This is a genomic window from Pantoea sp. USMM079, assembly GCF_037153115.1.
GTDB lineage: Bacteria > Pseudomonadota > Gammaproteobacteria > Enterobacterales > Enterobacteriaceae > Pantoea > Pantoea communis.
Genome location: NZ_JBBCKX010000001.1, coordinates 889,257 through 909,471 on the forward strand (window position 1 = coordinate 889,257; position 20,215 = coordinate 909,471).

The window sequence follows — 20,215 nt, forward strand, 5'->3', positions numbered from 1 at the left end:
GATCATTACATCATTCACATATGACAGATGGCCTGAAAAAACCTGGGCTACGTTAGCAATAAGTACATTTATACTGTATGGAATATTGATTTTCCTCGCTAAGAAATTTTGGAAGTAACTTTGGACTATAAGGCGTTACGTGGCTGCATTGGGCGGAGAGATAAGTATTGATGTGACTTTGCCTAACGGTAAGCACATCGCTTTTCAACTCTGATTAACGAGTATTCGCCAGCGGCGGCGTTCGCGCATTAAGCGGGTATGAAGCTGCTGGATAAGGGGCAGTGTCAGGGATGCAACCGCATCGCGCGTGAGGGTCGCCAATCCCTGCTGTTGTCGTAACCCCTGCAGTGCGGCTTCCGCGTTATCGCTGGCATCACACTGTTCGCGCAGTGTGGCTTGCCAGGCCGCTAAGGTTTGCGGCGTGATGGCATCTAGCTCTGCCACGATTTCGCGTAAAAAACGTTTGCAGTGTCCAAGCAGCGTTTGCCATGGAATCTGTGGCGACTGAAGTGCCAGCATTAGCCCATCGACATCCGCCACGCGCTGGTAGCGTGCCGACACCACATAGCCAATTTGCTGATCGACCCGTAATCGCTGGAAAAAGCGCGGTTCCAGCAACAACGACAGCGCGCGCAATGCGGCTAATTGCCTGTCATCAGCCAGCGGCAGCGGAATAAACAGCAGCAGCGCCTGATCGCCTCCGGTACAAGGGACCGGCTTAATGCCCCGCTGCAAGCGCGGCGGCTGTGCACCACTTACTAAATCAGGCGTGAAGTCGCTGAGCAGATGCGATACTCGCTGATGCAATGACGTGTGCTTACCGCACCATGCTGCCAGCCATCGAGTGTCACTGGCCGGGGCAATCAATTGAGCGGGCAAGGCGGCAAGAAGCTGCCGAATCACAATCGTTTGGACATGCGGCTGCGGTTTTGGCTGGGGTGTCAGGTTCAGTGCCTCAAGTGCATGATGCACCGCCAGCAAAGCGTGTGACTCACAGGCAGGCAGATTCAGCACCAACTGCCAGACCCCCTGCTTCTGCTGCCAACTGCCACTTCCTCCTGCGTGACGCAACACCGCCAGCACTGGACGCAGCCGGGTTTGCCGGGCCTGCGCTTCGGCATCACTCATCGTGTGATAAAAAGCGGGTCGCAACAGCAAGGTTTCAACCTGTTGCCGGGGCGCAAAACGCGGCAGCGGCATCGCTATCGGTGATAACGGTGGCAATACGGCCGGTTGCGCAGTGGGATAGAAAAAGAGTGCAGGCGTTGAGAATGTGCTCGAACTTTGCGGCAGCCCTTTTTTGCGCAAGAGCGTGAAACCTTGCGTCTGGACGAATTCTGGCGAATCCAGTTGCTGCTGAGTAAGCAAGCGTGAGCAAGGCGCCTGCGCCAATGCGGCGATAAAAGCACTGAAACCCTGCGGCACATAATCGGCAGGCGCAAAGCCCAGCGCCCGTCCACGCAACTGCTCCAGTGGCGATAAACAGGCAAAATCGTGCCGCGCCAGCTGCGCATAATGCTGCTGTTGCTCTGGAGAGCAGAGTTTGATGGCGTCTAAATGCTGCCAGAAGCAGTGTTCAATGTGATGAGCCTGCTCCGCACTGATTTTAGGCCCGCTGAAGCGCAGTGCTAGCCAACCGTGCTGCGCATCCTGCCACAGCCATTGTCCCTGCAGCGTATCGCATAATTCAGCCTCTCTGAGCGCGCTCAGCAGGCTGCCCGGCGCCTCATCTTGCCAGAACACGCTGAGCAAGGTGACATTGTCACGTAAAGCACGTTCATCACCGGATAACATCAACGTCAGCCAGAAGCTTTCATCACCTGCCAGCTGCAACATCACGTCGCCTGGAGGCTGTGAGAGTGTGAGATTTGAAGGTAAGATTTTTGCCGAGCTGATCGAAGAAAAATGCAGCGCCAATTCCGACAGCTCATCTAACGATTGCGGTCCCTGCAACCACAACTCCATGGCATTCGCATGATAAAAGCGCTGATGGAAGTCGCGCAACGCAACCTGCAATGAAGTGACATTGTCACCAAAAACCTGCTGATTGCCGACGCGAAAACGTTGAAATGCCCCGCCCAACCTATCCACCAGCGCCGTTTCACAAAGCGTGTCGGCATGCTGTTGCAGAAGTTGACATTCCGCATCAATCACCGCCACTTCCTGCCGAATAGCCTGCTGGCTTAACAGTGGTGCGGCGATCATATCGCTCAACCGCTGCACACCCTCAGACAGGTTCGCCACGGGAAGCTGGAAAAAAAAGGCGCTGTGGCTAAGTTGCGTGGTGGCGTTGACCTGCCCGCCGCGCTGTTGCACCCACGGCATCAGGCGCTCGCTATCTTTAAAACGCTCGCTGCCGCAGAACAACAGGTGCTCCAGCAAGTGCGCCAGCCCCGGCCAGCGGTCGGGTTCATCCAGACTGCCAGCCTGCACGCGAATCAGGGCTGCAGCGTCGCGAGCATCGGCCTGATGATGCAGGTGGCAACGCAGGCCATTGGCTAACACCAGCTGGCGAGAGGTCATCAGGTGACTCGCTGCTTGAAGATCAGTTCGGAGTTGGAACGATTGCGGAACTGAAGCTGGGCGATTTTGATGTCGCTGCAGGTAGCTTCGCGGCGCGCTTCCAGGATCTTGCCGTGATGCGGTGACTTACTGCATACCGGATCGGTGTTATCCGCATTGCCGGTCAGCATGTAGGCCTGACAACGGCAACCACCGAAGTCTTTCTCTTTCTCATCACAGGAGCGGCACGGCTCCGGCATCCAGTCATAGCCGCGATAACGGTTAAAACCAAACGAGTTATACCAGATGTCTTCCAGACTGTGCTCAAGCACTGATGGGAACTCAACCGGTAACTGGCGTGCGCTGTGGCAGGGTAACGCCGTACCTTCCGGTGTCACACTGAGGAAAATTGAACCCCAACCGCCCATACAAGGCTTTGGTCGCTCTTCGTAATAATCCGGCGTGACGAACAGCAGATTCGTGAGGTTGCCGGTTTCGCTCATACGCTCACGGTACTCCGCCACTACCGCTTCGGCATGGGCAATCTGTTCGCGCGTCGGTAATAAGCCCTGGCGGTTAAGATGCGCCCAACCATAGAACTGGCAGGTCGCCAGTTCCACGTCGTCCGCTTCCAGCTCAATGCACAGGTCGATGATTTTATCGATCTGGTCGATATTATGGCGATGCAGCACGAAGTTCAGCACCATTGGATAGCCGTGTGCTTTTACCGCTTTCGCCATTTCCAGCTTCTGCTGGAAGGCTTTTTTCGAACCGGCCAGCGCGGCATTGAGGGTTTCATCACTCGCCTGGAAGCTAATCTGAATATGATCCAGACCCGCATCGGCGAATGCGTCGAGTTTTTTCGCCGTCAGACCGATACCGGAAGTAATCAGGTTGGTGTAGAAACCGAGATCGCGCGCTGCCTTGATCAACTCAGGCAGATCTTTCCGCGTCAGCGGTTCGCCGCCCGAGAAGCCCATCTGCACACTGCCCATGGCGCGCGCCTGACGGAACACCTCGATCCACTGCTCAGTCGTCAGCTCTTTCTCCTGTTGCGAGAAGTCGAGCGGATTCGAGCAGTATGGGCACTGCAGCGGGCAGCGATAAGTCAGCTCAGCCAGCAGCCACAGCGGCGGCGTGGCGGTTTTATTCAGGTTCACGACACTGGATCCATTTCTGTTCTACGGCGGATTGCAGGAATTCCTTCACGTCATCATCCACGCCGCCCGCTTCCGGGAAACGGTTGTTGAGAATGGCGATGATGGCGGCCACATCCTGTTTGCCGGTGACCAGTTCAAGGATCGCCGTCGCGGTTTCATTCAGTTTCGCCATGCCTTCAGGATACAGCACCACATGGCTGTCCTGAGCCGCTTCCCACTGCATGCGATAGCCACGACGGAAGGCCGGGATCAGATTATCTTTCATCATGTTATACCAGTCTTGTGCTGTGCCAGGACACCTGGTCGGTGACCGTATGATAAGGCGGGCGTTGCAGAGAATACGCCATGGTCATGGCATCCAGCAGCGTCCAGAGAATATCGAGTTTGAACTGCAGAATCTCCAGCATGCGGTTCTGCTGCTCAGCGGTGGTGAACACTTCCAGCGCCAGAGCCAGCCCGTGTTCCACATCGCGATTTGCCTGGCTCAGGCGGCTGCGGAAATAGAAGTAACCCTCTTCTTTGATCCACGGATAGTGCTGCGGCCAGCTGTCGAGGCGCGACTGGTGGATTTGCGGTGCAAACAGCTCAGTTAATGAGCTACAGGCCGCTTCCTGCCAGTTGGCGCGACGGGCGAAGTTAACGTAGGCATCCACAGCAAAACGCACGCCCGGCAGCACCAGTTTTTCGGACAACAGGACTTCACGATCCAATCCCACCGCTTCACCGAGTTGCAGCCAGGCTTCAATACCGCCTTCCTGACCGTTGCTGCCGTCATGATCGAGGATGCGCTGCACCCACTTACGGCGGGTTGCGGGATCCGGACAGTTCGCCATAATCGCCGCGTCTTTCAGGGGAATATTGGTCTGGTAATAGAAGCGGTTCGCGACCCAGCCCTGAATCTGTTCACGCGTCGCTTCACCATTATGCATCGCGATATGGTATGGATGATGAATGTGGTAAAACGCGCCTTTGGCACGCAGCGCCTGCTCAAACTCTTGAGGCGATAAGGCTTCGGTGATGATCACGATGCGCTCTCCTGCAGATGAATCGCCATCCCGTCCCAGCTCACTTCAATGCCCTGCTGCGTCAGATACTGACGCTGCGGCGACTGCTCGTTGAGGATCGGATTGGTGTTATTAATATGAATTAAGATTTTGCGTTTTGCCGGCAATGCAGCCAGCAGCGCCATCAGGCCATGCTCTTCCGCGAGGGCCAGATGCCCCATCGCTTTGCCGGTGTTTTTACCGACGCCAGTGGCGAGCAACTCATCGTCTTGCCAGACGGTGCCGTCAATTAACAGGCAATCGGCTTTCTCCAGCCACGGCATGATCACCGCATCGGGCTCGCCCAGACCTGGCGCATACAGCAGTGTCTGGCCATTGGCGGTGTTCTCAATAAATAGAGCGACGTTGTGGCCCGGTAACGGGCGGTCGCGATACGGTGAGTATGGCGGCGCGTTGCTGAGAATCGGAATCGCGGTGAACTGCAGGTTACGACAGACATCGACGCGGAACGGTTCGAGTGGCGTAAGACCATGATGCTGCAGCCCGCCATTCCAGTGCTGCAACATGGTGAAAATCGGGAAACCGCTGGTGAGATCGGCATGCACCTCGGGCGTGCACCACACCTGATGCGGGCAGCCTTCGCGCAGACTGAGTAAACCGGTGGTGTGATCGATCTGACTGTCGGTAAGAATGATGCTGCCAATCGCCGTGCCGCGCAGCACCCCTTTTTTATTCAGCTCGGGTGTGTGGGCGATCTGCTGGCTGATATCTGGCGATGCGTTACACAGCACCCAATCTTCGCCGTTGTCACTGACAATGATCGAGGATTGCGTCCGCGCCTGAGCCTGAATCGTACCGTTGCGCAGGCCGCTGCAATTGGCGCAGTTACAGTTCCACTGCGGAAAGCCGCCGCCTGCCGCTGAACCGAGCACTTTAATAAACATGAGAGATAACCAGAATGAAAAATAAAATGCCCGCACGAATGGCGGGCAGAAAGTCTTAGCGGTTGGAGATGTACAGAGTCACTTCCAGGCCCAGACGCAGGTCAACAAATTCAGGTTTTTTCCACATAACTTTCTTCCTCAAAACAAATAACGCAGAGCAGGCTCTGCTGGAAATGCTTGCACCAGTAAACGAATTTTCTGGCAGCAATGCACGACGCGGGCTGATGTTGCGCCAATGTAGCGGGCAGATCAACCCTGATTCGGTAAGGGAATTGTGCTAATCCTGCCAAATCTGTTGCAGGACGCGCAGCCAGTTCCCCCAGGCAAACTGCTCAATCATGACTTGATCATAGCCGAGCGACGTGAGCAGCGCATAGAGATGCGGTAGCCCTGAAACATCCTTCAACGCATCGGGCACGCTGATGCCGTCGAAATCCGAACCAAATGCTACGTTTTCTGGCCCCATTATTTCAACTAAATGATCCAGATGTTTAACAATTTCGATCAATGGCGTATCAATATCGCGCTTGCCATCCGGCCGTAAGAAAGCGTTACCAAAATTAATCCCTACCACTCCGCCGCTGTCGCGAATGGCACGCAGTTGCTGGTCGGTAAGATTGCGCGGCTGCGCGCAAAGCACGTGAGCGTTAGAGTGGCTGGCCACCAGCGGTGCCGTTGAGAGCCGCGCGGTATCCCAGAACGCCTTCTCATTCATATGCGACACATCAATCATCATGCGATGGTGATTGGCGGCAAGGATCAACTGCTCACCGGCAGTGGTCAGGCCCGGTCCGGTGTCCGGCGAATGCGGGAAAGCACCGTTTACTCCCTCACCAAATCGGTTAGGTAAGTTCCAGAAAGGCCCGATGCTGCGCACGCCTGCCTGATAAAAGGCATGCAAATCTTCGCCATCAGCATCGAATCCATCCGCCCCTTCAATATGCGCGACCATCGCCAGCACGCCATCCTGGCGACAACTGGCAATATCCGCCGCCGTCAGGCATAAACGGGCGCGCCCGCCGGACTGCGCTGCCAGCGTTTTGAGGATATCGAGTTGTTGCCAGAGAATATCGAGCGGCTGCCACTGCTCGTTTGCACGTTGCGGCGCGACCTCATTGATGTAACGCTGCGGCGGGACAAACAGTGCAAAGAGCCCACCGGCAAAACCACCCTGCTGCATACGAGGAAAATCCAGATGTCCTTTCTCAATGCCAGAAAAAAAGGCGCCGGCGGGATCGTCACGATGATGCAGCCACAGATTAAGCAGCAGGTCGTTATGGCCATCGAAGGTTTTCAATAACATAGGGGATCACACAGCGAGATAATATAGGCGCTATGCTACTCGCGCCCGGTTGATTCGCCAAACAAAGGGGCACAAAGCGTTAGTTTTGTGCAACCTTTAAGCCATGATAAAAGGTGGGTTTGACGTCGAGATGCTGCTTGATCAGACCATGTTTTTGATAAAAATCGGCGGTGTCTTGCTGCTGCGCAATAGTGGCATCATCGATGGCTTGCCAATGCGACTGGCGCCGCGCAAAGGACTTCGCCGCGGCTTCTTTTGGGAAGCCGATGATTTTCGCCAGCGTGGTGGAGTACGCATCAACATGGCTGTTCGCCCAGCGATCCGCCGCCGCAAGGCGATTAACGTAATCCTGCAGCGCTGCACGTTTGGCCTCGTCATTGATTGCCGCATCGGTCGCCGCGAGGAAGCTGTTGCCGCTGGAAAGGCCCACGCCGTTGATCAAAACGCGGCCCGTGTGTGTGACTTCCGCCAGTGCGGTGTAAGGATCCCAGGTTGACCAGGCATCCACTGAACCGTTGGCTAATGCGATGCGTGCATCGGCGGGCGTCAGGAAGCGAAAGTTGACGTCTTTATCCGTTAAACCGGCCTTTTCCAGTGCTTTCAGCGCTTCAAAATGGCCGATGGATCCACGCCCGGTGGCAATATTTTTCCCTTTGAGATCGGCCACGGTTTTAATTTTTGAATCCGGGCTAACCAATACCGCTAAGCCTTCAGGCACAGATTTACTTACCGCCACCGCTTTCACCTGCGAACCCGCCGCCAGCGAGAACAGCAGCGGCGCATCACCAATAATACCCGCATCGACGGCGCCCGCATTCAGTGCCTCCGCCAGCGGTGCCGCTGCCGGGAACTCCGCCCATTCGATTTTATAATTGAGATTATTGAGCTGCTGCGCCGCTTCCATCTCGGCATGCATATTGCCCTTCTGGTCGGCAATGCGCAGTGTGACGGTTTCCGCCGCAGCGGTTCCACTGGCAAGCATCACAAACAGGGCTAAAGCTTTTCTTTTCATTCTATTTTCTCTTGTGGCGCAAAACCCCAGACTACCCTGTTGTGCTAAAAGCCCAGATGCCGATTTCGTCTGAGGAAAATCATCCTGCGCATAAGCAGTACAACGCTTTTGGCCGTCGATTCTCATCATCCCACATTTGTTGTGAACGGTTGGGATAGCGAGGATTCACAGAATGTCGGCCCGGCTGCTGCGGCAACTTCGCAATGAAATGTCAGTTACGCAATGTGGCTTGTCAGTTATGCGTGAGCAGCGTGCGGCGATGTGGTCCAGACTGAGTACAGACCCCATAAGGAGAACCTCATGCTGAACCACCCTGCTGAAAAATACCGCCCCTTTCCGGTGATTGAGTTGCCTGACCGTCAGTGGCCCTCGCGCCAGCTCACCCAGGCACCGCGCTGGCTGTCCACCGATCTGCGTGACGGCAACCAGGCGCTGGCGACACCCATGGACAGCGCCCGCAAGCTGGAGTTTTGGCAGCTGTTACTGCGCTGCGGCTTCAAAGAGATTGAAGTGGCGTTTCCTGCCGCCTCGCAAACCGATTTCGACTTTGTACGCCTGCTGATTGAGCAGCATCATATTCCGCAAGGCGTTTCGATTCAGGTGCTGACGCAAGCGCGTAGCGACCTGATCGAGCGTACCTTTGAAGCGTTGCGTGGTGCACCGCAGGCGATTATTCACATGTACAACGCCACTGCGCCGTTGTTCCGCGAGCGCGTGTTCCGTCAAAGTAAGGCAGAAATCATTGAGCTGGCCTGCGCCGGGGCACGGCAAATCCGCGACCAATGTGAAGCACAAAACGACACCGTATGGACCTTCCAGTATTCACCTGAAACGTTCTGCTTTACCGAACCTGAATTCGCGCTGGAGATTTGTGAAGCAGTCGCAGCGATCTGGCAGCCGGGGCCTGAACGCCCGATGATTATTAACCTGCCCGCCACGGTGGAAGTGAATACCCCGAACGTGTATGCAGATCAGATCGAGTATTTCTGCCGCCACTTTAGCCAGCGGTCGCAGGTGGCGATTTGCGTGCATCCGCATAACGATCGCGGCACGGGCGTGGCCTGCGCCGAGCTGGCGATGCTGGCCGGAGCCGATCGCGTTGAAGGCTGCTTGTTCGGTAATGGTGAGCGCACTGGCAATGTCGATATCGTGACGCTGGCGCTGAATTTGTATACTCAGGGCGTAGCGCCGGAACTCGATTTCAGCGATATCCAGCAGGTGCTGGAAGTGGTGACACGCTGCAACCAGTTGCCGGTGCATCCGCGCCACCCGTACGCTGGTGAGCTGGTGTTTACCGCGTTTTCGGGTTCGCATCAGGATGCGATTCGCAAAGGCTTTGCCGAACGCAATGAGCGTCAGGAAGCGATCTGGCAAATGCCGTATCTGCCACTTGATCCGATCGATATCGGTTGCAGCTACGAAGCGGTGATTCGCGTCAACAGTCAGTCGGGTAAAGGCGGTGCCGCCTGGCTGCTGGAGCAAAACCATGGGCTGCAGTTACCGCGTGGGTTGCAGCAAGACTTTAGCCGTATTGTGCAGCAGCAGACGGATGGTCACGGCCAGGAAATGACGCATCACGCACTGTGGCAACTGTTCTGCCAGCATTACGGCTTAACCCAGCCTGCGCGTCGCTTGCTGGACGCAGAAAGCCACAGTGATGAGAAAGGGGAAACGCGGTTTAAAGCGCGGGTGCAGGATGGCGGACAAACGCTGTCGCTGGAAGGCAAAGGCAACGGACTGCTGTCGGCGGCGGTCGCGGCACTGCGTCAGCGCTATGATCTGGCAATCAGCATTGAGGATTATCACGAGCATACGCTGGGTAAACGCAGTGACAGCCGCTCTGTTACCTATATTAGCTGTACCAATGCACGCGGCGAACGTGCCTGGGGTGTGGGCATCGATAATGATGTGACACGCGCCTCATTACAGGCGCTACTCAACGCAGCCCACGCTTTTCTGCCGCAGGAAAGTAGTTCGCCGGTGTAACGCCGAGCACGCGGCGGAACATCGCACTGAAGGCGCTTGGACTGTCATAACCGAGTTCGAGCGCCACCGTTAACACCGTTTCGCCCTGCGCAAGCCGCGCCAACGCCACGCTGAGACGTGCGCGGCGCACCCAGTCGCTGAACTGCAAGCCGGTTTCGCGGTTAAAATGCCGCGCCAGCGTGCGTTCAGCGACACAGAGTTCGCTGGCCGCTCTCGCGAGTGTCCAGCTCTCGCCCGGTTGCTGATGAATTTGCTGGCACAGTGCACGCATCCTCTCACTTTCCGGCCACGGCAGGCCGAAGGGCAGCACATCCATTACGCGAATCTCATCGAGAATCAATTCATAAATGCGTTCTGCACGACTGCCAGAAGCGTATTGATCCGGCAATGCCAGAGCACTGACGATCAGCTCACGCAGCAGCGGGGAAATCTGCACCACCTGACAGCTGGCAGGCAAATCCGCCCGCGCCAGCGGATCGACAAACAGCGTGCGGGCCGCCACCGACCCCACAATATGCAGCGCATGCTCCGTGCCTGCGGGTAACCACACGCCACGACTTGGCGGCACAATCCAGCTGCCCTGCCGGGTTTCGACTTTCACTACGCCGCTCAAGGTATGGATCAGCTGCGCACAATCGTGGTGATGCCATGACTCAGCATCACCGTGCACATAATCGTGCGCATAAGGCACCAGCGGACGAAAGCTGAAATCGAAGTTGAGCCGCTGACTCATTTAGCGTTTCAGGTACTGGTAGACCGCCGCCAGGTCCTGCTCGCCGTAACCGGCATCGACCGCTTGCTGCCAGACGTCAACGATGTTCTCCAGCGCGGGCAGCTTGCTATCACCTGCGGCATCCAGCGCCAGTCTGGCATCTTTCAATGCCCACACCAGATGCATCTGCGGGGTGTAATCACCACTGGCGATCATCCCGAGTTTCATTTTGGCGTACGGTGCCGCCAGCGGGCCGCCATCCAGCACTTTCCACAGATCGTCGGTGCTGAAACCAAACTGCTCCGCCAGGCGAGTACTCTCCGCCAGACTTTGCATCAGGCCAATCAGCCAGCTGTTCACCACCAGTTTCATACGTGAACTGGCACCCGCTTCACCCAGCCACTGTGTGCCTTTGCCAATCGCGGCAAACACCTGCTCTGCGGCCTGCGCTTTACTTTGATCGCCGCTGGCCATCACCAGAATCTGCGCATTTTCGGCAGGCGCTTTGGTACCGGAAACCGGCGCATCGATAAAGAGCACATCCGGACGTGCGTGTTGCAGGTCGGCAATCAGCGCATCAGTCGCTTCCACGCCAATAGTCCCCATCTGGCAGACGGTCGCGCCCTGCTTCAATGCACGGCTTGCTTCGGTCAGCGTCTGACGCGTGGTGTCGCCGTCAGACAGCATGGCGATCACCACATCTGCGCCTTCCACCGCCTGTGCCGCGCTGTCGCTAAGCTGCAAACCAGCATCCAGCAGGTTTTCACCTTTGGCACGCGTGCGATTCCAGCCACGCACCACGAACCCTTTTTTCAGTAAGTTGGCGGCAAAAGCGTGCCCCATTGCGCCTAAACCTAATACCGCCACGACGGGTTGCTGACTCATCTTGATTCCCTTTTATGCATTCAGACAAAACAGTCAGACTGACAGAAATTTCTGCGCGCAGCCAGGCGAGAGGTGCGCCGAAAGGCATTTTTTAATCTCAACCCCGACAAGACACAGTGGTAATCAGCATGCTTTTAAACAGCACTGGGGGCTTCCTAGCGAGGAGGATGGGATAACGATTTACCGGGTTAATTTTATCATTGCGGCAATGACACAAGAATTCGTATTCATCGCTATTCGATTATTGGAAAAAGTTCGCATATGATAAATGGGAAACTAACACTCTATAAATAATTACCGATGTCATCAGAAAACCAAAGCTTAAAAGTCACTCGAGAACGTGGAAGACCCCGAGTCTTCGATATGGACGACGTTTTAGATAAAGCAATGATAGTATTCAGAAAGAAAGGTTATCACGCTTCATCAATAGCCGACCTGGGCGAAGCCATGAGTTTAACGGCTGGAAGTATATATAAGGCGTTTACTGATAAGCGCACCCTTTTTTTGCGGGTATTTGAACGCTACATTGCCCTCCGTAATGCCGATTTACGTCAGCGGTTGCAACATTTCCCGGATGGCAGATCGCGGATTGAGGAATTACTGCAATTTTATTTAGACTCTGCGGTTGAGATTGAAGGGCGTAGAGGTTGTTTGGTTGTTGGGAGCACGGTTGAACTGCAAACGCTGGATGAAGAACTTTCAGAGTTAGTCAGGCACGCCGTGTTGCGTAATCAAAACTTTCTCGTTTCGCTTATTATTGAAGGCCAGAAAGACGGATCTATTTCCTCTCAACTGGATGCTGAAACTGCGGCAGGCTTATTGCTGTGCGTGGCATTCGGCATGCGTGTGGTAGGTAAAGTTCAGGATGTGACTAATGGGAAAAAAACCATTACTATGGTGATGAAGGTTCTGGAATAATTCATTTATCATATTAGGAAATAATCATTTCCTAATTAAATTTAATCATAGCGCTCTCCTGAACGCCTGTGATCCCTAAGAGGAATTGATATGTGCATCAATGATGCAGCGAAGAATCACAGAATGGCTATGGAGCAGGATGTGGCACCTCCGAAAGATATTTCAGAAGAGGAAGCCCTGGGGCGCGTTGTGGGCGAAATTTTAAGCGCGGGAAAAACGCTCAGTCGTAAAACACTGTGTTTTGAATTGCTCAAAAAGCTGGATGAAGCTGAAGAATCATCAGTTAAAAGGCACTATTCAAATATTTTTAAGAAATTATTGTCTTGTTAGCTTATAAATAAAAAGCGCATCCGTTTGATTGCTTTTAATATCTCTATTTTGAGCAATCATCGTTTCGTGTCGCCGACATCCTTTTTGTATTCGATAACATCATGAGCCAGTGCTTGCCGTTACGCTTATTCTTCTCGTTTCTGTATAAGAAACATCCCAATCATGGCTAAAACAAAGTAATAGGGAATAATCTGCTTTCCCCAGCGCAGAAAAAAAACAAAATCACCTCCTCATCCTATAAGAATTAATTATGTGTTTAAGTCATGAGGATAATAAAAATGAAAGACCCTATACAGCGTCGCATCCCGTCAAATTTGTCGCGCATTGAATTATCTGAACAGTGGCAAATCACTTACTGGACGCTCACTCTGCATACGACTCAGGAAAGACTTACCCGGGCGGTGCGAGAAGTAGGATCAGAGACCGAAGCTGTTCGCCGATGGCTCACTGAGCATCCTCCTGCCCGACAACCTCAGTCTTATTAAGGTGATAGGCCATCGTCATGACACTGGCGGGATAGACGCATAAGGACAACGTGAGCGCAGTTTCACTATCGTTATGGCTTATGAATCCATCCGGCAGCCGCTCAGTCGTTTGCGTTGTCCCTGTTCAGCCCATTGCCAACAAAATAGCCATGAGTCAATGGCCTTTACGCAGCAAACGTCACAGCCCTCTCCCTGCCTGAGGTATAAAACGCTAATAACAGCATTTATTTAATATAATGCGTGAAAATGTAATACCATTTATCGGCAAAACTATTAACATATGCGCGATTAATGTTCCATTTGGTTCATTCCACGTCTTTTATACGGTCTTTCATAATGAAAATTGCTTTACTGCGACAGGCACCGTTGCTGATGCTGCCTGCATTATTCCCTTTGCAATTGATGGCGGCGGATAATGCCAGCAATACCATGGTCGTCAGTGCCGCGCCCGCGGGCACCGGTTTGTCAGAGCTGGATACGCCCGCGGCGGTGAGTGTGGTGTCTGGCGAGGATATGCGTCATGCAGCACCACGCGTCAACCTCTCGGAAAACCTCGCCAGTGTGCCGGGCATGCAGATTCAGAACCGTCAAAATTATGCGCAGGATTTACAAATTTCCGTGCGCGGATTTGGCTCGCGATCAACCTTTGGCCTGCGCGGTATCCGCCTGTATGTCGACGGTATTCCCGCCACGATGCCAGATGGTCAGGGACAAACCTCAAATATCGACATTGGTTCGATTGATCACGTTGAAGTACTGCGCGGCCCCTTCTCAGCCCTCTACGGCAACTCGTCGGGCGGTGTCATTAATGTCGAAACCCAAACCGGTCAGCAACCCACCACGCTGGAAGCCAGCACCTGGTACGGTAGCTACGGCAGTTGGCGCAACAGCGTCAAAGCCAGCGGCGCGACCGGTGATGGCACGCACGCCGGTGACGTGAATTACACCGTGTCGGCCTCGCGCTTTACCACCCATGGCTATCGCGATCACAGCTCGGCAGAGAAAAACCTCGGTAACGCCAAACTCGGTGTGCGCATTGATGATGTCAGTACCCTGACGCTACTGTTTAACAGCGTTCACGTGGATGCGCAGGATCCCGGCGGTTTGACCGAGGCGCAATGGAAAGATAATCCGCGTCAGGTTGCCAGTAACGTGACGCTTTACAACGCGCGCAAAACCGTCGACCAAACGCAGGCTGGGCTGCACTATCAGCGCCAGATGAGCGAGAATGACGATCTCAGCGTGATGATGTACGCCGGTGAGCGTGAAACCACACAGTATCAATCGATCCCGATGGCGACCCAGCTGAAAGCAGGCTATCCCGGCGGCGTGATTTCGCTGGCTCGCCACTATCAGGGGATTGATACGCGCTGGACGCATCGCGATACCGTGTTCACCCTTCCCGTGACGCTGACCGCTGGTCTCGACTATGAAACCATGACCGAGAAGCGTAAAGGCTATCAGAACTTCACCACCAGCAATGGCGTGACGGATTACGGCGTGCAGGGTGATATGCGCCGCAATGAACGCAACCTGATGTGGAACCTCGATCCTTATCTGCAAACGGCGTGGCAGTTCACCGATAAGTGGTCACTGGATGCTGGTGTGCGTTTGAGCACGGTGAATTTCGACTCTAACGATTATTACGTCACTTCCAGCGATCCCGATGACAGCGGTAATCGCCGTTATCACCGCTGGCTGCCAGCCGCCTCACTGAAATATGCGATTGATAATAGCTGGAATGCCTATGTGTCTGCGGGCCGTGGCTTTGAAACGCCTACGCTAAATGAGTTGTCTTATCGCTCAGCCGATCAGTCTGGCCTGAACCTCAATCTGAAGCCGGCGACCAGCGATACGGTTGAGTTGGGCACTAAAAAGCGTATCGGTAACGGTTTAATTACCGCCGCCGTGTTCCAGACCGATACCAAAAACGAGATCGTCTCTGACAGCAGCTATGAAGGCCGCACCAGCTATAAAAATGCCGGTGAAACCCGTCGTCGCGGACTGGAGTTGGGTCTGGATCAGGAGTTTGCCTATGACTGGCACCTGAAAGCGGCGTGGACCTTGCTGGATGCGCGCTATCGCTCTAACGCCTGTGGCACTGAAAGCTGTGACGGCAACCGTATTCCAGGCATCGCACGTAATATGGCCTATGCCGGATTAGCCTATGCGCCGGATCAAGGCTGGTATGCCGGTGGTGATGTGCGCTATATGAGCGACATTGCCGCTGACGATGAAAATGATGTCAAAGCACCGTCCTATACCGTGTTTGGCCTGAACTCTGGCTACAAGTGGCTGGTACAGAACTGGACGCTGGACTTGTTTGGTCGCGTGGATAACCTGTTTGACCGCACCTATGTGGGTTCTGTGATCGTTAATGAGAGCAACGGTCGCTATTACGAACCGGCGCCAGGGCGCAACTACAGCGTAGGCCTGACGGTGAGTTATGCTTTTCAGTAACTGACATCGCGCCTGAAAAAAAGCCCTGCCACCTTATTCGGATTGCAGGGCTTTTTTTATGCCGTTTTGACAATGCGCATGCAGTGCATGTGCATACCTGACCAGTCGTTTTACTTCAGCAGAGCCAGCACGTCGGTGGTTGAGCCGGTTTCGCCCAGACGCGGGAAGATACGCTCAACGCTGTTTTGATGAGTATCGGCGTTCAGGCAAGTCATCGCATCTGTTGCCAGCGTGACGTTGTAACCTAACTCGTAAGCCTGACGCGCAGTGGATTCCACGCCAATGCTGGTGGCGATACCGCACACCACCACCTGAGTGATGCCACGCTGCTGCAACTGATCGTGCAGATCCGTGTTGTGGAAACCACCCCAGGTCTTCTTCGTTACGGCAATCTCATCAGCTTTCAGCGCCATTTCCGGCACCAGCACAGCCCAGTCGGCTGGCAGTTCGCCACTATGACGCGCCTGCTCGTTACGGCCTGGTGCGCCACCGGCGACATTCACTTTCACCACCGGCAGGTTTTTGTCATGAAACGCCTCAACCAGTTGTGCACAACGCTCAACCACGACATCGGTTGACAAAGGCGCAACAGGAAGACGGACAATGCCGTGCTGCAGGTCAATCACAATCAGGGCGGTTTTTGCGTCTAAGGTCGTTAAAGCCATGGGAATTCCTCTCAGGATTATTGGTCGGCAATACGTTGCAGTAAGGGAATAGCGGCCATTAAAATTTTCTGCTCCGCACTATTAAGCGTGGTTGCCATGCTTTGGAGTAGCCAGTCATCACGTTGTGCACGATTGGCGGCGATCAGCCTCAGGCAGCTTTCGGTCGGCAGATAGCGGGTTTTACGGCCGTCCAGCGGATCGGCTTCCCCTTTCACGAGTCCCTGCGCCTGCAAGCTGGCAACGGTTGCACCCATCGACTGACTGCGCACGCCTTCTAACCCGGCCAGTTCGGTTACCGTCATCGCGCCATCGCGCACCAGATAACCCAACACAGAAACCTGCGGCCAGGTAAGATCGCCCGGTGGGGCCGATTCGCGCAGACGTCGCGCCAGTTTGCCATTCACGCTGCGTAGAGTCGCAGCCGCGCTATTCAGGTCGCTCATGGCACCTTCTCCTTACTGATGAAGCGCGAGTATATAAATACGAAGGCAAACTGTGTAGTTTACCTTCGTATCAATTTGTAATTGGCACTCAGGGCCGCTTGATGTAATGAATCAAACTGTGAAAACGCAGAGGTGTGCTGAGGGGATTGCGATAACTGTGCGCGACATCCGCCGCAAACTGGTGCGCTTCGCCGCTTTGCAGACGACGCCAGGTCCCCTCCACGCACAGCAGCAGCTCACCTTCCAGCACCACCACCTGCTCAATCACGCCACTTTCGTGTGCGGAAGAGTCGCTTTGTGCACCGCCAGCAAGCGTGACTTCCAGCAGATCAAAACGCAACGCGGCATCATATGGCAGCAGCGGCTTCACCTGCATTTGCGCATTGGGTTGGCTAAACGTCGCGGCGATACCCGGCGGTTGATCGCTACCCTGAACAAAAAACGAGAAAGGCACATTGAAACCGGTGGCGATTTTCCACAATGTCGCCACCGTCGGGCTGGATTCACCGCGTTCGATTTGGCCCAACATCGCTTTGCTGACACCGGTGCGATCCGCTGCCAGTGTCAGGCTCCAGCCGTTCGCCTGGCGCAATTGTTTTAACGCCTGGCTCAAATGTTGATGCAGATTTTCCATGCTATCTCCTGGCAAATTCGCGCGCAGTGTAGCACTTGTGCGTTATAACACACTCGTGCAATAGTGTGCGTTATAACGTACAGCAGGATGCAAATCGATGATCACCGCCACTTCGCGCAACGCTTTCTCTTTCCCTATGCTGGTTTCCGGCTTTATTGCGGTGCTGGTGGGATACAGCAGCACTGCCGCATTGATTTTCCAGGCCGCTCAGGCTGCAGGCGCCTCGCCGGAACAGATCGGCGGATGGCTGTCGATGCTCGGCATTGGCATGGGTCTCGCCTCTTTCGGTCTTTCGGTGTGGACACGCATGCCGATTCTGGCTGCCTGGTCTACGCCGGGCGCAGCACTATTGGCCACCAGCGTGCAGGGCCTGACCTTAAATGAAGTGGTCGGCGTGTTTGTGGCGACCAATGCGCTGATCGTACTGAGTGGCGTGACCGGACTGTTTGCCCGCTTGATGAACCACATTCCGCAATCTTTGGCCGCGGCAATGCTGGCGGGGATTTTGCTGCGCTTCGGTATTGGCACCTTTACCGGTTTACAAGGCAACTTCGCCCTGTGCGGCAGTATGTGTCTGGTGTGGCTGTTAAGCCGACGCTGGCTGCCGCGCTATGCCATCATTCTGGCGCTGATCGCTGGCGTGCTGGTGGCGGTGGGTCAGCAGGCGATTCATTTCCCGCCGCATGCTCTGACGCTGAGCGTGCCGGAATTTATCATGCCGCAGTTCACGCTGGCATCGCTGATTGGGGTTGGATTGCCCTATTTTCTGGTCACCATGGCCTCACAAAATGCACCGGGCATTGCGACCTTACAGGCGCATGGCTACCAACCGCCGGTTTCCGCTCTTACTGGCTGGACCGGTTTTATTGCGCTGATCTTGTCTCCTTTCGGCGGCTTTTCGGTGTGCATAGCGGCCATTACCGCTGCCATTTGCATGGGAGAGGATGTGGATGCCGATCCGAAACGACGCTGGATGGCCTCCGCGATTGCCGGGATTTTCTATCTGCTGACTGGCTTTACCGGCGCGCTGATTGCCATTCTGTTAAGTGCCTTGCCGCAGGTGCTGATCGCCACGCTGGCCGGGCTGGCGCTACTGGCTACCCTCTCCGGCAGTCTGCAACGCGCACTCGTTGAACCGGATCACCGTGACAGCGCCATCATCGCTTTTCTGATCACCGCCAGTGGCATATCCCTGCTCGGCATTAGTTCAGCCTTCTGGGGATTGATCGGCGGCATGATCACCCATCTGGTGCTTAGCCACCGCTCGCGCGCTTAAAATTTCAGCAACCGACGCTTACACGCGGGAAAAACACCCTGTTTTTCCCCCTTTATCAGCCGTTTGATTCCCCTGCATTTGGCTTAAGATCACCAGCATCGCCAATTACACACTGTTTTGCTTCAGGCAACCACCGATAAGGGCCCTACGAGTGGCAAAAACTTTTCTGCGCAGCGGCAATCTGGATTCGGTACTGGCACTGGGTGAAAACGGCCAGCCGGTCTGGGCTTCTGCCCTGCAAATCCGTGAAACACTGCGTTTGCGTCGCCAGACGGCGCTGGCAAACTGCCTCGCCATTCCCCAGGCCAACGAGCGCGGAGACCGCCTCGACTGGTATGCGCCCTTTAACGGCAAAGTAAAATCCTGGCGCGGTGCCAGCGATCATGAGCGGCAAAAAGCGCTGGAACTCCTAACGCTCAATCAGCAGGATTTACTGGCTGCAAGTCTACGCGCGCGTGACGCGGAGAATCCGGCGATGCGCCTGTTTGGTGCCCTACTGAGCAAGACGCTGCAGTTCCCGGATCAGCAATATGTTTATCTGGTTGATGGCAAACCCGTCATCACCTTCTGGGGCTTTGTCGATCCGCAGGCGCGCTCACGCGATGACGCACTGGCCTGCCTGCGCGACAGTCTGGAGGAGGATTTACCGCCGTTGCTGCCAGAACCACCGGCTGCGGTTATCGTGGCACCGGTTATTGCGCCTTTGATTGAAGTGCCTGCCGTTGTGGCTGCACCCGTGGTGGAAGAGCCCGTTGAGATCGCCCAGCCTGAACCCGAAGCGCCACAACCCGCACCTGAGCCTGAGCCTAAAGTTGAACAGCCGCCTGTTCGCCGCCCTTCCGCATTGCGTCCATTGGCATTGCTGCTGCCGGTTGCCGCCGTGGTTGCGGCTGGCGTAGCGTTCTGGCTGCACAGCCCAGCGCCTGAAGCCACACCGCCTGCCCAGGTTGCCGATGCACCGGCTCCCGTTTTCACGCCACCGCCAGTGGTCGCGAAAGCTGAGAAACTGGCCGCCACGCTGCCACAAAAAACCGCCACCGTCACCGCTGCGCCTGTGCCTGCCGCGCCACCTGCGCCGCCTGAGGTGATTGCTGAACATACGGAACCGGCTAAGGCTGATGACCTGGTGATGACTACCGAAGATGCGCGTATTGGCTCCGTGAAGTTTATCAACGGCACCTGGCGCGTCATATTACGACAAACTAACCTGCCAACCGGTAAGCCACCGAGCCTGCGTTACCAGCTGCGTAACGGTAAAGGCATCGCTACCATTACACAGGGCGACAATATCCGCTGTAAAGCCGATGTGACTGCCGCAATGACGGTGGACGGCACCATGGTGGTTCGCAGCCGCTATACTGCGACCTGCAGCGACAAATCGCGCTACCGCATGCCGGAACTGGTGTGTAAAGCCGGTGATGGCATTGCCAGTTGTACTGCGCAGTACGGCGCAGATCAGGTCTTCCCGTTGACGATTAAGCGTGAGAGTAAGTAAA

20 protein-coding genes and 1 pseudogene are annotated in these 20,215 nt (G+C 55.2%); 8 read left to right on the forward strand and 13 right to left on the reverse strand.

What is annotated here, in order from left to right; all coding sequences use genetic code 11:
- Positions 1-118: 118 nt before the first annotated feature.
- Positions 119-214, forward strand: a pseudogene (locus WFP70_RS04200) (helix-turn-helix domain-containing protein); the annotation flags it as partial.
- On the opposite strand, the gene pqqF reads toward WFP70_RS04200, so the two are convergent.
- The 8 genes from pqqF to WFP70_RS04240 form a co-directional block, all read right to left on the reverse strand.
- On the reverse strand, positions 205-2,523 hold the full coding sequence (pqqF, locus tag WFP70_RS04205; RefSeq protein WP_337022694.1) for a pyrroloquinoline quinone biosynthesis protein PqqF: 2,319 nt from the start codon (positions 2,521-2,523) through the stop codon (positions 205-207). The pseudogene WFP70_RS04200 and the gene pqqF sit on opposite strands and share 10 nt — an antisense overlap.
- The gene (gene pqqE / locus WFP70_RS04210; RefSeq protein ID WP_337022695.1) at positions 2,523-3,662 is read right to left on the reverse strand and encodes a pyrroloquinoline quinone biosynthesis protein PqqE; all 1,140 of its coding nucleotides are present in this window, start codon (positions 3,660-3,662) and stop codon (positions 2,523-2,525) included. The genes pqqF and pqqE overlap by 1 nt, the downstream gene beginning before the upstream one ends.
- Positions 3,649-3,927 carry a pyrroloquinoline quinone biosynthesis peptide chaperone PqqD gene (pqqD, locus tag WFP70_RS04215; RefSeq protein ID WP_160867450.1) on the reverse strand — a complete coding sequence of 93 codons (279 nt, stop codon included), beginning with the start codon at positions 3,925-3,927 and terminating at the stop codon, positions 3,649-3,651. The genes pqqE and pqqD overlap by 14 nt, the downstream gene beginning before the upstream one ends.
- A 4-nt stretch (positions 3,928-3,931) precedes the next feature.
- Positions 3,932-4,687: a pyrroloquinoline-quinone synthase PqqC gene (gene pqqC / locus WFP70_RS04220; RefSeq protein WP_038647148.1), complete on the reverse strand. Its 756-nt coding sequence runs from the start codon at positions 4,685-4,687 to the stop codon at positions 3,932-3,934.
- Positions 4,684-5,610, reverse strand: coding sequence for a pyrroloquinoline quinone biosynthesis protein PqqB (pqqB, locus tag WFP70_RS04225; RefSeq protein WP_182057259.1), 927 nt, complete (start codon positions 5,608-5,610; stop codon positions 4,684-4,686). The genes pqqC and pqqB overlap by 4 nt, the downstream gene beginning before the upstream one ends.
- Positions 5,611-5,665: 55 nt before the next feature.
- The gene (gene pqqA, locus WFP70_RS04230) at positions 5,666-5,737 is read right to left on the reverse strand and encodes a pyrroloquinoline quinone precursor peptide PqqA (RefSeq protein WP_010617686.1); all 72 of its coding nucleotides are present in this window, start codon (positions 5,735-5,737) and stop codon (positions 5,666-5,668) included.
- A 150-nt stretch (positions 5,738-5,887) separates the two neighbouring features.
- Positions 5,888-6,907, reverse strand: coding sequence for a dipeptidase (locus tag WFP70_RS04235; protein WP_337022740.1), 1,020 nt, complete (start codon positions 6,905-6,907; stop codon positions 5,888-5,890).
- Between the two features lie 85 nt (positions 6,908-6,992).
- Positions 6,993-7,925 (reverse strand): ABC transporter substrate-binding protein, encoded by a 933-nt coding sequence (locus WFP70_RS04240; protein WP_337022696.1) that lies wholly within the window; start codon positions 7,923-7,925, stop codon positions 6,993-6,995.
- Positions 7,926-8,225: 300 nt separating this feature from the next.
- Here WFP70_RS04240 and leuA point away from each other — a divergent pair, with 300 nt between their 5' ends.
- Entirely contained in the window at positions 8,226-9,911 is a 1,686-nt protein-coding gene (leuA, locus tag WFP70_RS04245; RefSeq protein ID WP_337022697.1) for a 2-isopropylmalate synthase, read from the forward strand.
- Here the strand turns inward: leuA and WFP70_RS04250 are convergent.
- Together WFP70_RS04250 and WFP70_RS04255 are read right to left on the reverse strand one after the other, a co-directional pair.
- A complete protein-coding gene (locus tag WFP70_RS04250) occupies positions 9,862-10,644 on the reverse strand; it encodes an AraC family transcriptional regulator (RefSeq protein WP_182058753.1) in 783 nt (260 codons plus the stop codon). The two genes, leuA and WFP70_RS04250, sit on opposite strands and share 50 nt — an antisense overlap.
- Entirely contained in the window at positions 10,645-11,508 is an 864-nt protein-coding gene (locus tag WFP70_RS04255) for an NAD(P)-dependent oxidoreductase (RefSeq protein ID WP_337022698.1), read from the reverse strand.
- A gap of 300 nt (positions 11,509-11,808) precedes the next feature.
- On the opposite strand from WFP70_RS04255, the gene WFP70_RS04260 reads away from it, so the two are divergent.
- The 4 genes from WFP70_RS04260 to pqqU all read left to right on the forward strand — a co-directional run bounded on the left by WFP70_RS04260 (position 11,809) and on the right by pqqU (position 15,701).
- Entirely contained in the window at positions 11,809-12,426 is a 618-nt protein-coding gene (locus WFP70_RS04260) for a TetR/AcrR family transcriptional regulator (protein ID WP_442956328.1), read from the forward strand.
- 90 nt (positions 12,427-12,516) lie between these two features.
- Positions 12,517-12,756 carry a hypothetical protein gene (locus tag WFP70_RS04265; protein ID WP_052127499.1) on the forward strand — a complete coding sequence of 80 codons (240 nt, stop codon included), beginning with the start codon at positions 12,517-12,519 and terminating at the stop codon, positions 12,754-12,756.
- 278 nt (positions 12,757-13,034) lie between these two features.
- Complete coding sequence (locus tag WFP70_RS04270) at positions 13,035-13,241, forward strand: DUF3606 domain-containing protein (RefSeq protein ID WP_072017020.1); 207 nt, start codon at positions 13,035-13,037, stop codon at positions 13,239-13,241.
- Between the two features lie 336 nt (positions 13,242-13,577).
- The gene (gene pqqU / locus WFP70_RS04275) at positions 13,578-15,701 is read left to right on the forward strand and encodes a TonB-dependent receptor PqqU (RefSeq protein WP_337022700.1); all 2,124 of its coding nucleotides are present in this window, start codon (positions 13,578-13,580) and stop codon (positions 15,699-15,701) included.
- Between the two features lie 110 nt (positions 15,702-15,811).
- Here pqqU and WFP70_RS04280 read toward each other — a convergent pair whose 3' ends face one another.
- The 3 genes from WFP70_RS04280 to WFP70_RS04290 all read right to left on the reverse strand — a co-directional run bounded on the left by WFP70_RS04280 (position 15,812) and on the right by WFP70_RS04290 (position 17,443).
- Positions 15,812-16,366, reverse strand: coding sequence for an isochorismatase family protein (locus tag WFP70_RS04280; protein WP_337022701.1), 555 nt, complete (start codon positions 16,364-16,366; stop codon positions 15,812-15,814).
- A 17-nt stretch (positions 16,367-16,383) separates the two neighbouring features.
- The gene (locus tag WFP70_RS04285; protein ID WP_097117213.1) at positions 16,384-16,809 is read right to left on the reverse strand and encodes a MarR family winged helix-turn-helix transcriptional regulator; all 426 of its coding nucleotides are present in this window, start codon (positions 16,807-16,809) and stop codon (positions 16,384-16,386) included.
- A gap of 88 nt (positions 16,810-16,897) precedes the next feature.
- Positions 16,898-17,443 (reverse strand): helix-turn-helix domain-containing protein, encoded by a 546-nt coding sequence (locus WFP70_RS04290; RefSeq protein WP_166931318.1) that lies wholly within the window; start codon positions 17,441-17,443, stop codon positions 16,898-16,900.
- A 97-nt stretch (positions 17,444-17,540) separates the two neighbouring features.
- On the opposite strand from WFP70_RS04290, the gene WFP70_RS04295 reads away from it, so the two are divergent.
- Together WFP70_RS04295 and WFP70_RS04300 are read left to right on the forward strand one after the other, a co-directional pair.
- Positions 17,541-18,719 carry a benzoate/H(+) symporter BenE family transporter gene (locus WFP70_RS04295; RefSeq protein WP_337022702.1) on the forward strand — a complete coding sequence of 393 codons (1,179 nt, stop codon included), beginning with the start codon at positions 17,541-17,543 and terminating at the stop codon, positions 18,717-18,719.
- A 151-nt stretch (positions 18,720-18,870) separates the two neighbouring features.
- The gene (locus WFP70_RS04300) at positions 18,871-20,214 is read left to right on the forward strand and encodes an SrfA family protein (protein WP_166931321.1); all 1,344 of its coding nucleotides are present in this window, start codon (positions 18,871-18,873) and stop codon (positions 20,212-20,214) included.
- Position 20,215: the final 1 nt, after the last annotated feature.

Excerpts from the sequence above, each read along its gene's own strand:
- pqqF (WP_337022694.1), bottom strand. The coding sequence starts at position 2,523 with ATGACCTCTCGCCAGCTGGTGTTAGCCAATGGCCTGCGTTGCCACCTG.
- pqqD (WP_160867450.1), bottom strand. The coding sequence starts at position 3,927 with ATGAAAGATAATCTGATCCCGGCCTTCCGTCGTGGCTATCGCATGCAG.
- pqqB (WP_182057259.1), bottom strand. The coding sequence starts at position 5,610 with ATGTTTATTAAAGTGCTCGGTTCAGCGGCAGGCGGCGGCTTTCCGCAG.
- WFP70_RS04240 (WP_337022696.1), bottom strand. The coding sequence starts at position 7,925 with ATGAAAAGAAAAGCTTTAGCCCTGTTTGTGATGCTTGCCAGTGGAACC.
- leuA (WP_337022697.1), top strand. The coding sequence starts at position 8,226 with ATGCTGAACCACCCTGCTGAAAAATACCGCCCCTTTCCGGTGATTGAG.
- WFP70_RS04250 (WP_182058753.1), bottom strand. The coding sequence starts at position 10,644 with ATGAGTCAGCGGCTCAACTTCGATTTCAGCTTTCGTCCGCTGGTGCCT.
- WFP70_RS04255 (WP_337022698.1), bottom strand. The coding sequence starts at position 11,508 with ATGAGTCAGCAACCCGTCGTGGCGGTATTAGGTTTAGGCGCAATGGGG.
- WFP70_RS04260 (WP_442956328.1), top strand. The coding sequence starts at position 11,809 with ATGTCATCAGAAAACCAAAGCTTAAAAGTCACTCGAGAACGTGGAAGA.
- WFP70_RS04265 (WP_052127499.1), top strand. The coding sequence starts at position 12,517 with ATGTGCATCAATGATGCAGCGAAGAATCACAGAATGGCTATGGAGCAG.
- WFP70_RS04270 (WP_072017020.1), top strand. The coding sequence starts at position 13,035 with ATGAAAGACCCTATACAGCGTCGCATCCCGTCAAATTTGTCGCGCATT.
- pqqU (WP_337022700.1), top strand. The coding sequence starts at position 13,578 with ATGAAAATTGCTTTACTGCGACAGGCACCGTTGCTGATGCTGCCTGCA.
- WFP70_RS04280 (WP_337022701.1), bottom strand. The coding sequence starts at position 16,366 with ATGGCTTTAACGACCTTAGACGCAAAAACCGCCCTGATTGTGATTGAC.
- WFP70_RS04285 (WP_097117213.1), bottom strand. The coding sequence starts at position 16,809 with ATGAGCGACCTGAATAGCGCGGCTGCGACTCTACGCAGCGTGAATGGC.
- WFP70_RS04290 (WP_166931318.1), bottom strand. The coding sequence starts at position 17,443 with ATGGAAAATCTGCATCAACATTTGAGCCAGGCGTTAAAACAATTGCGC.
- WFP70_RS04295 (WP_337022702.1), top strand. The coding sequence starts at position 17,541 with ATGATCACCGCCACTTCGCGCAACGCTTTCTCTTTCCCTATGCTGGTT.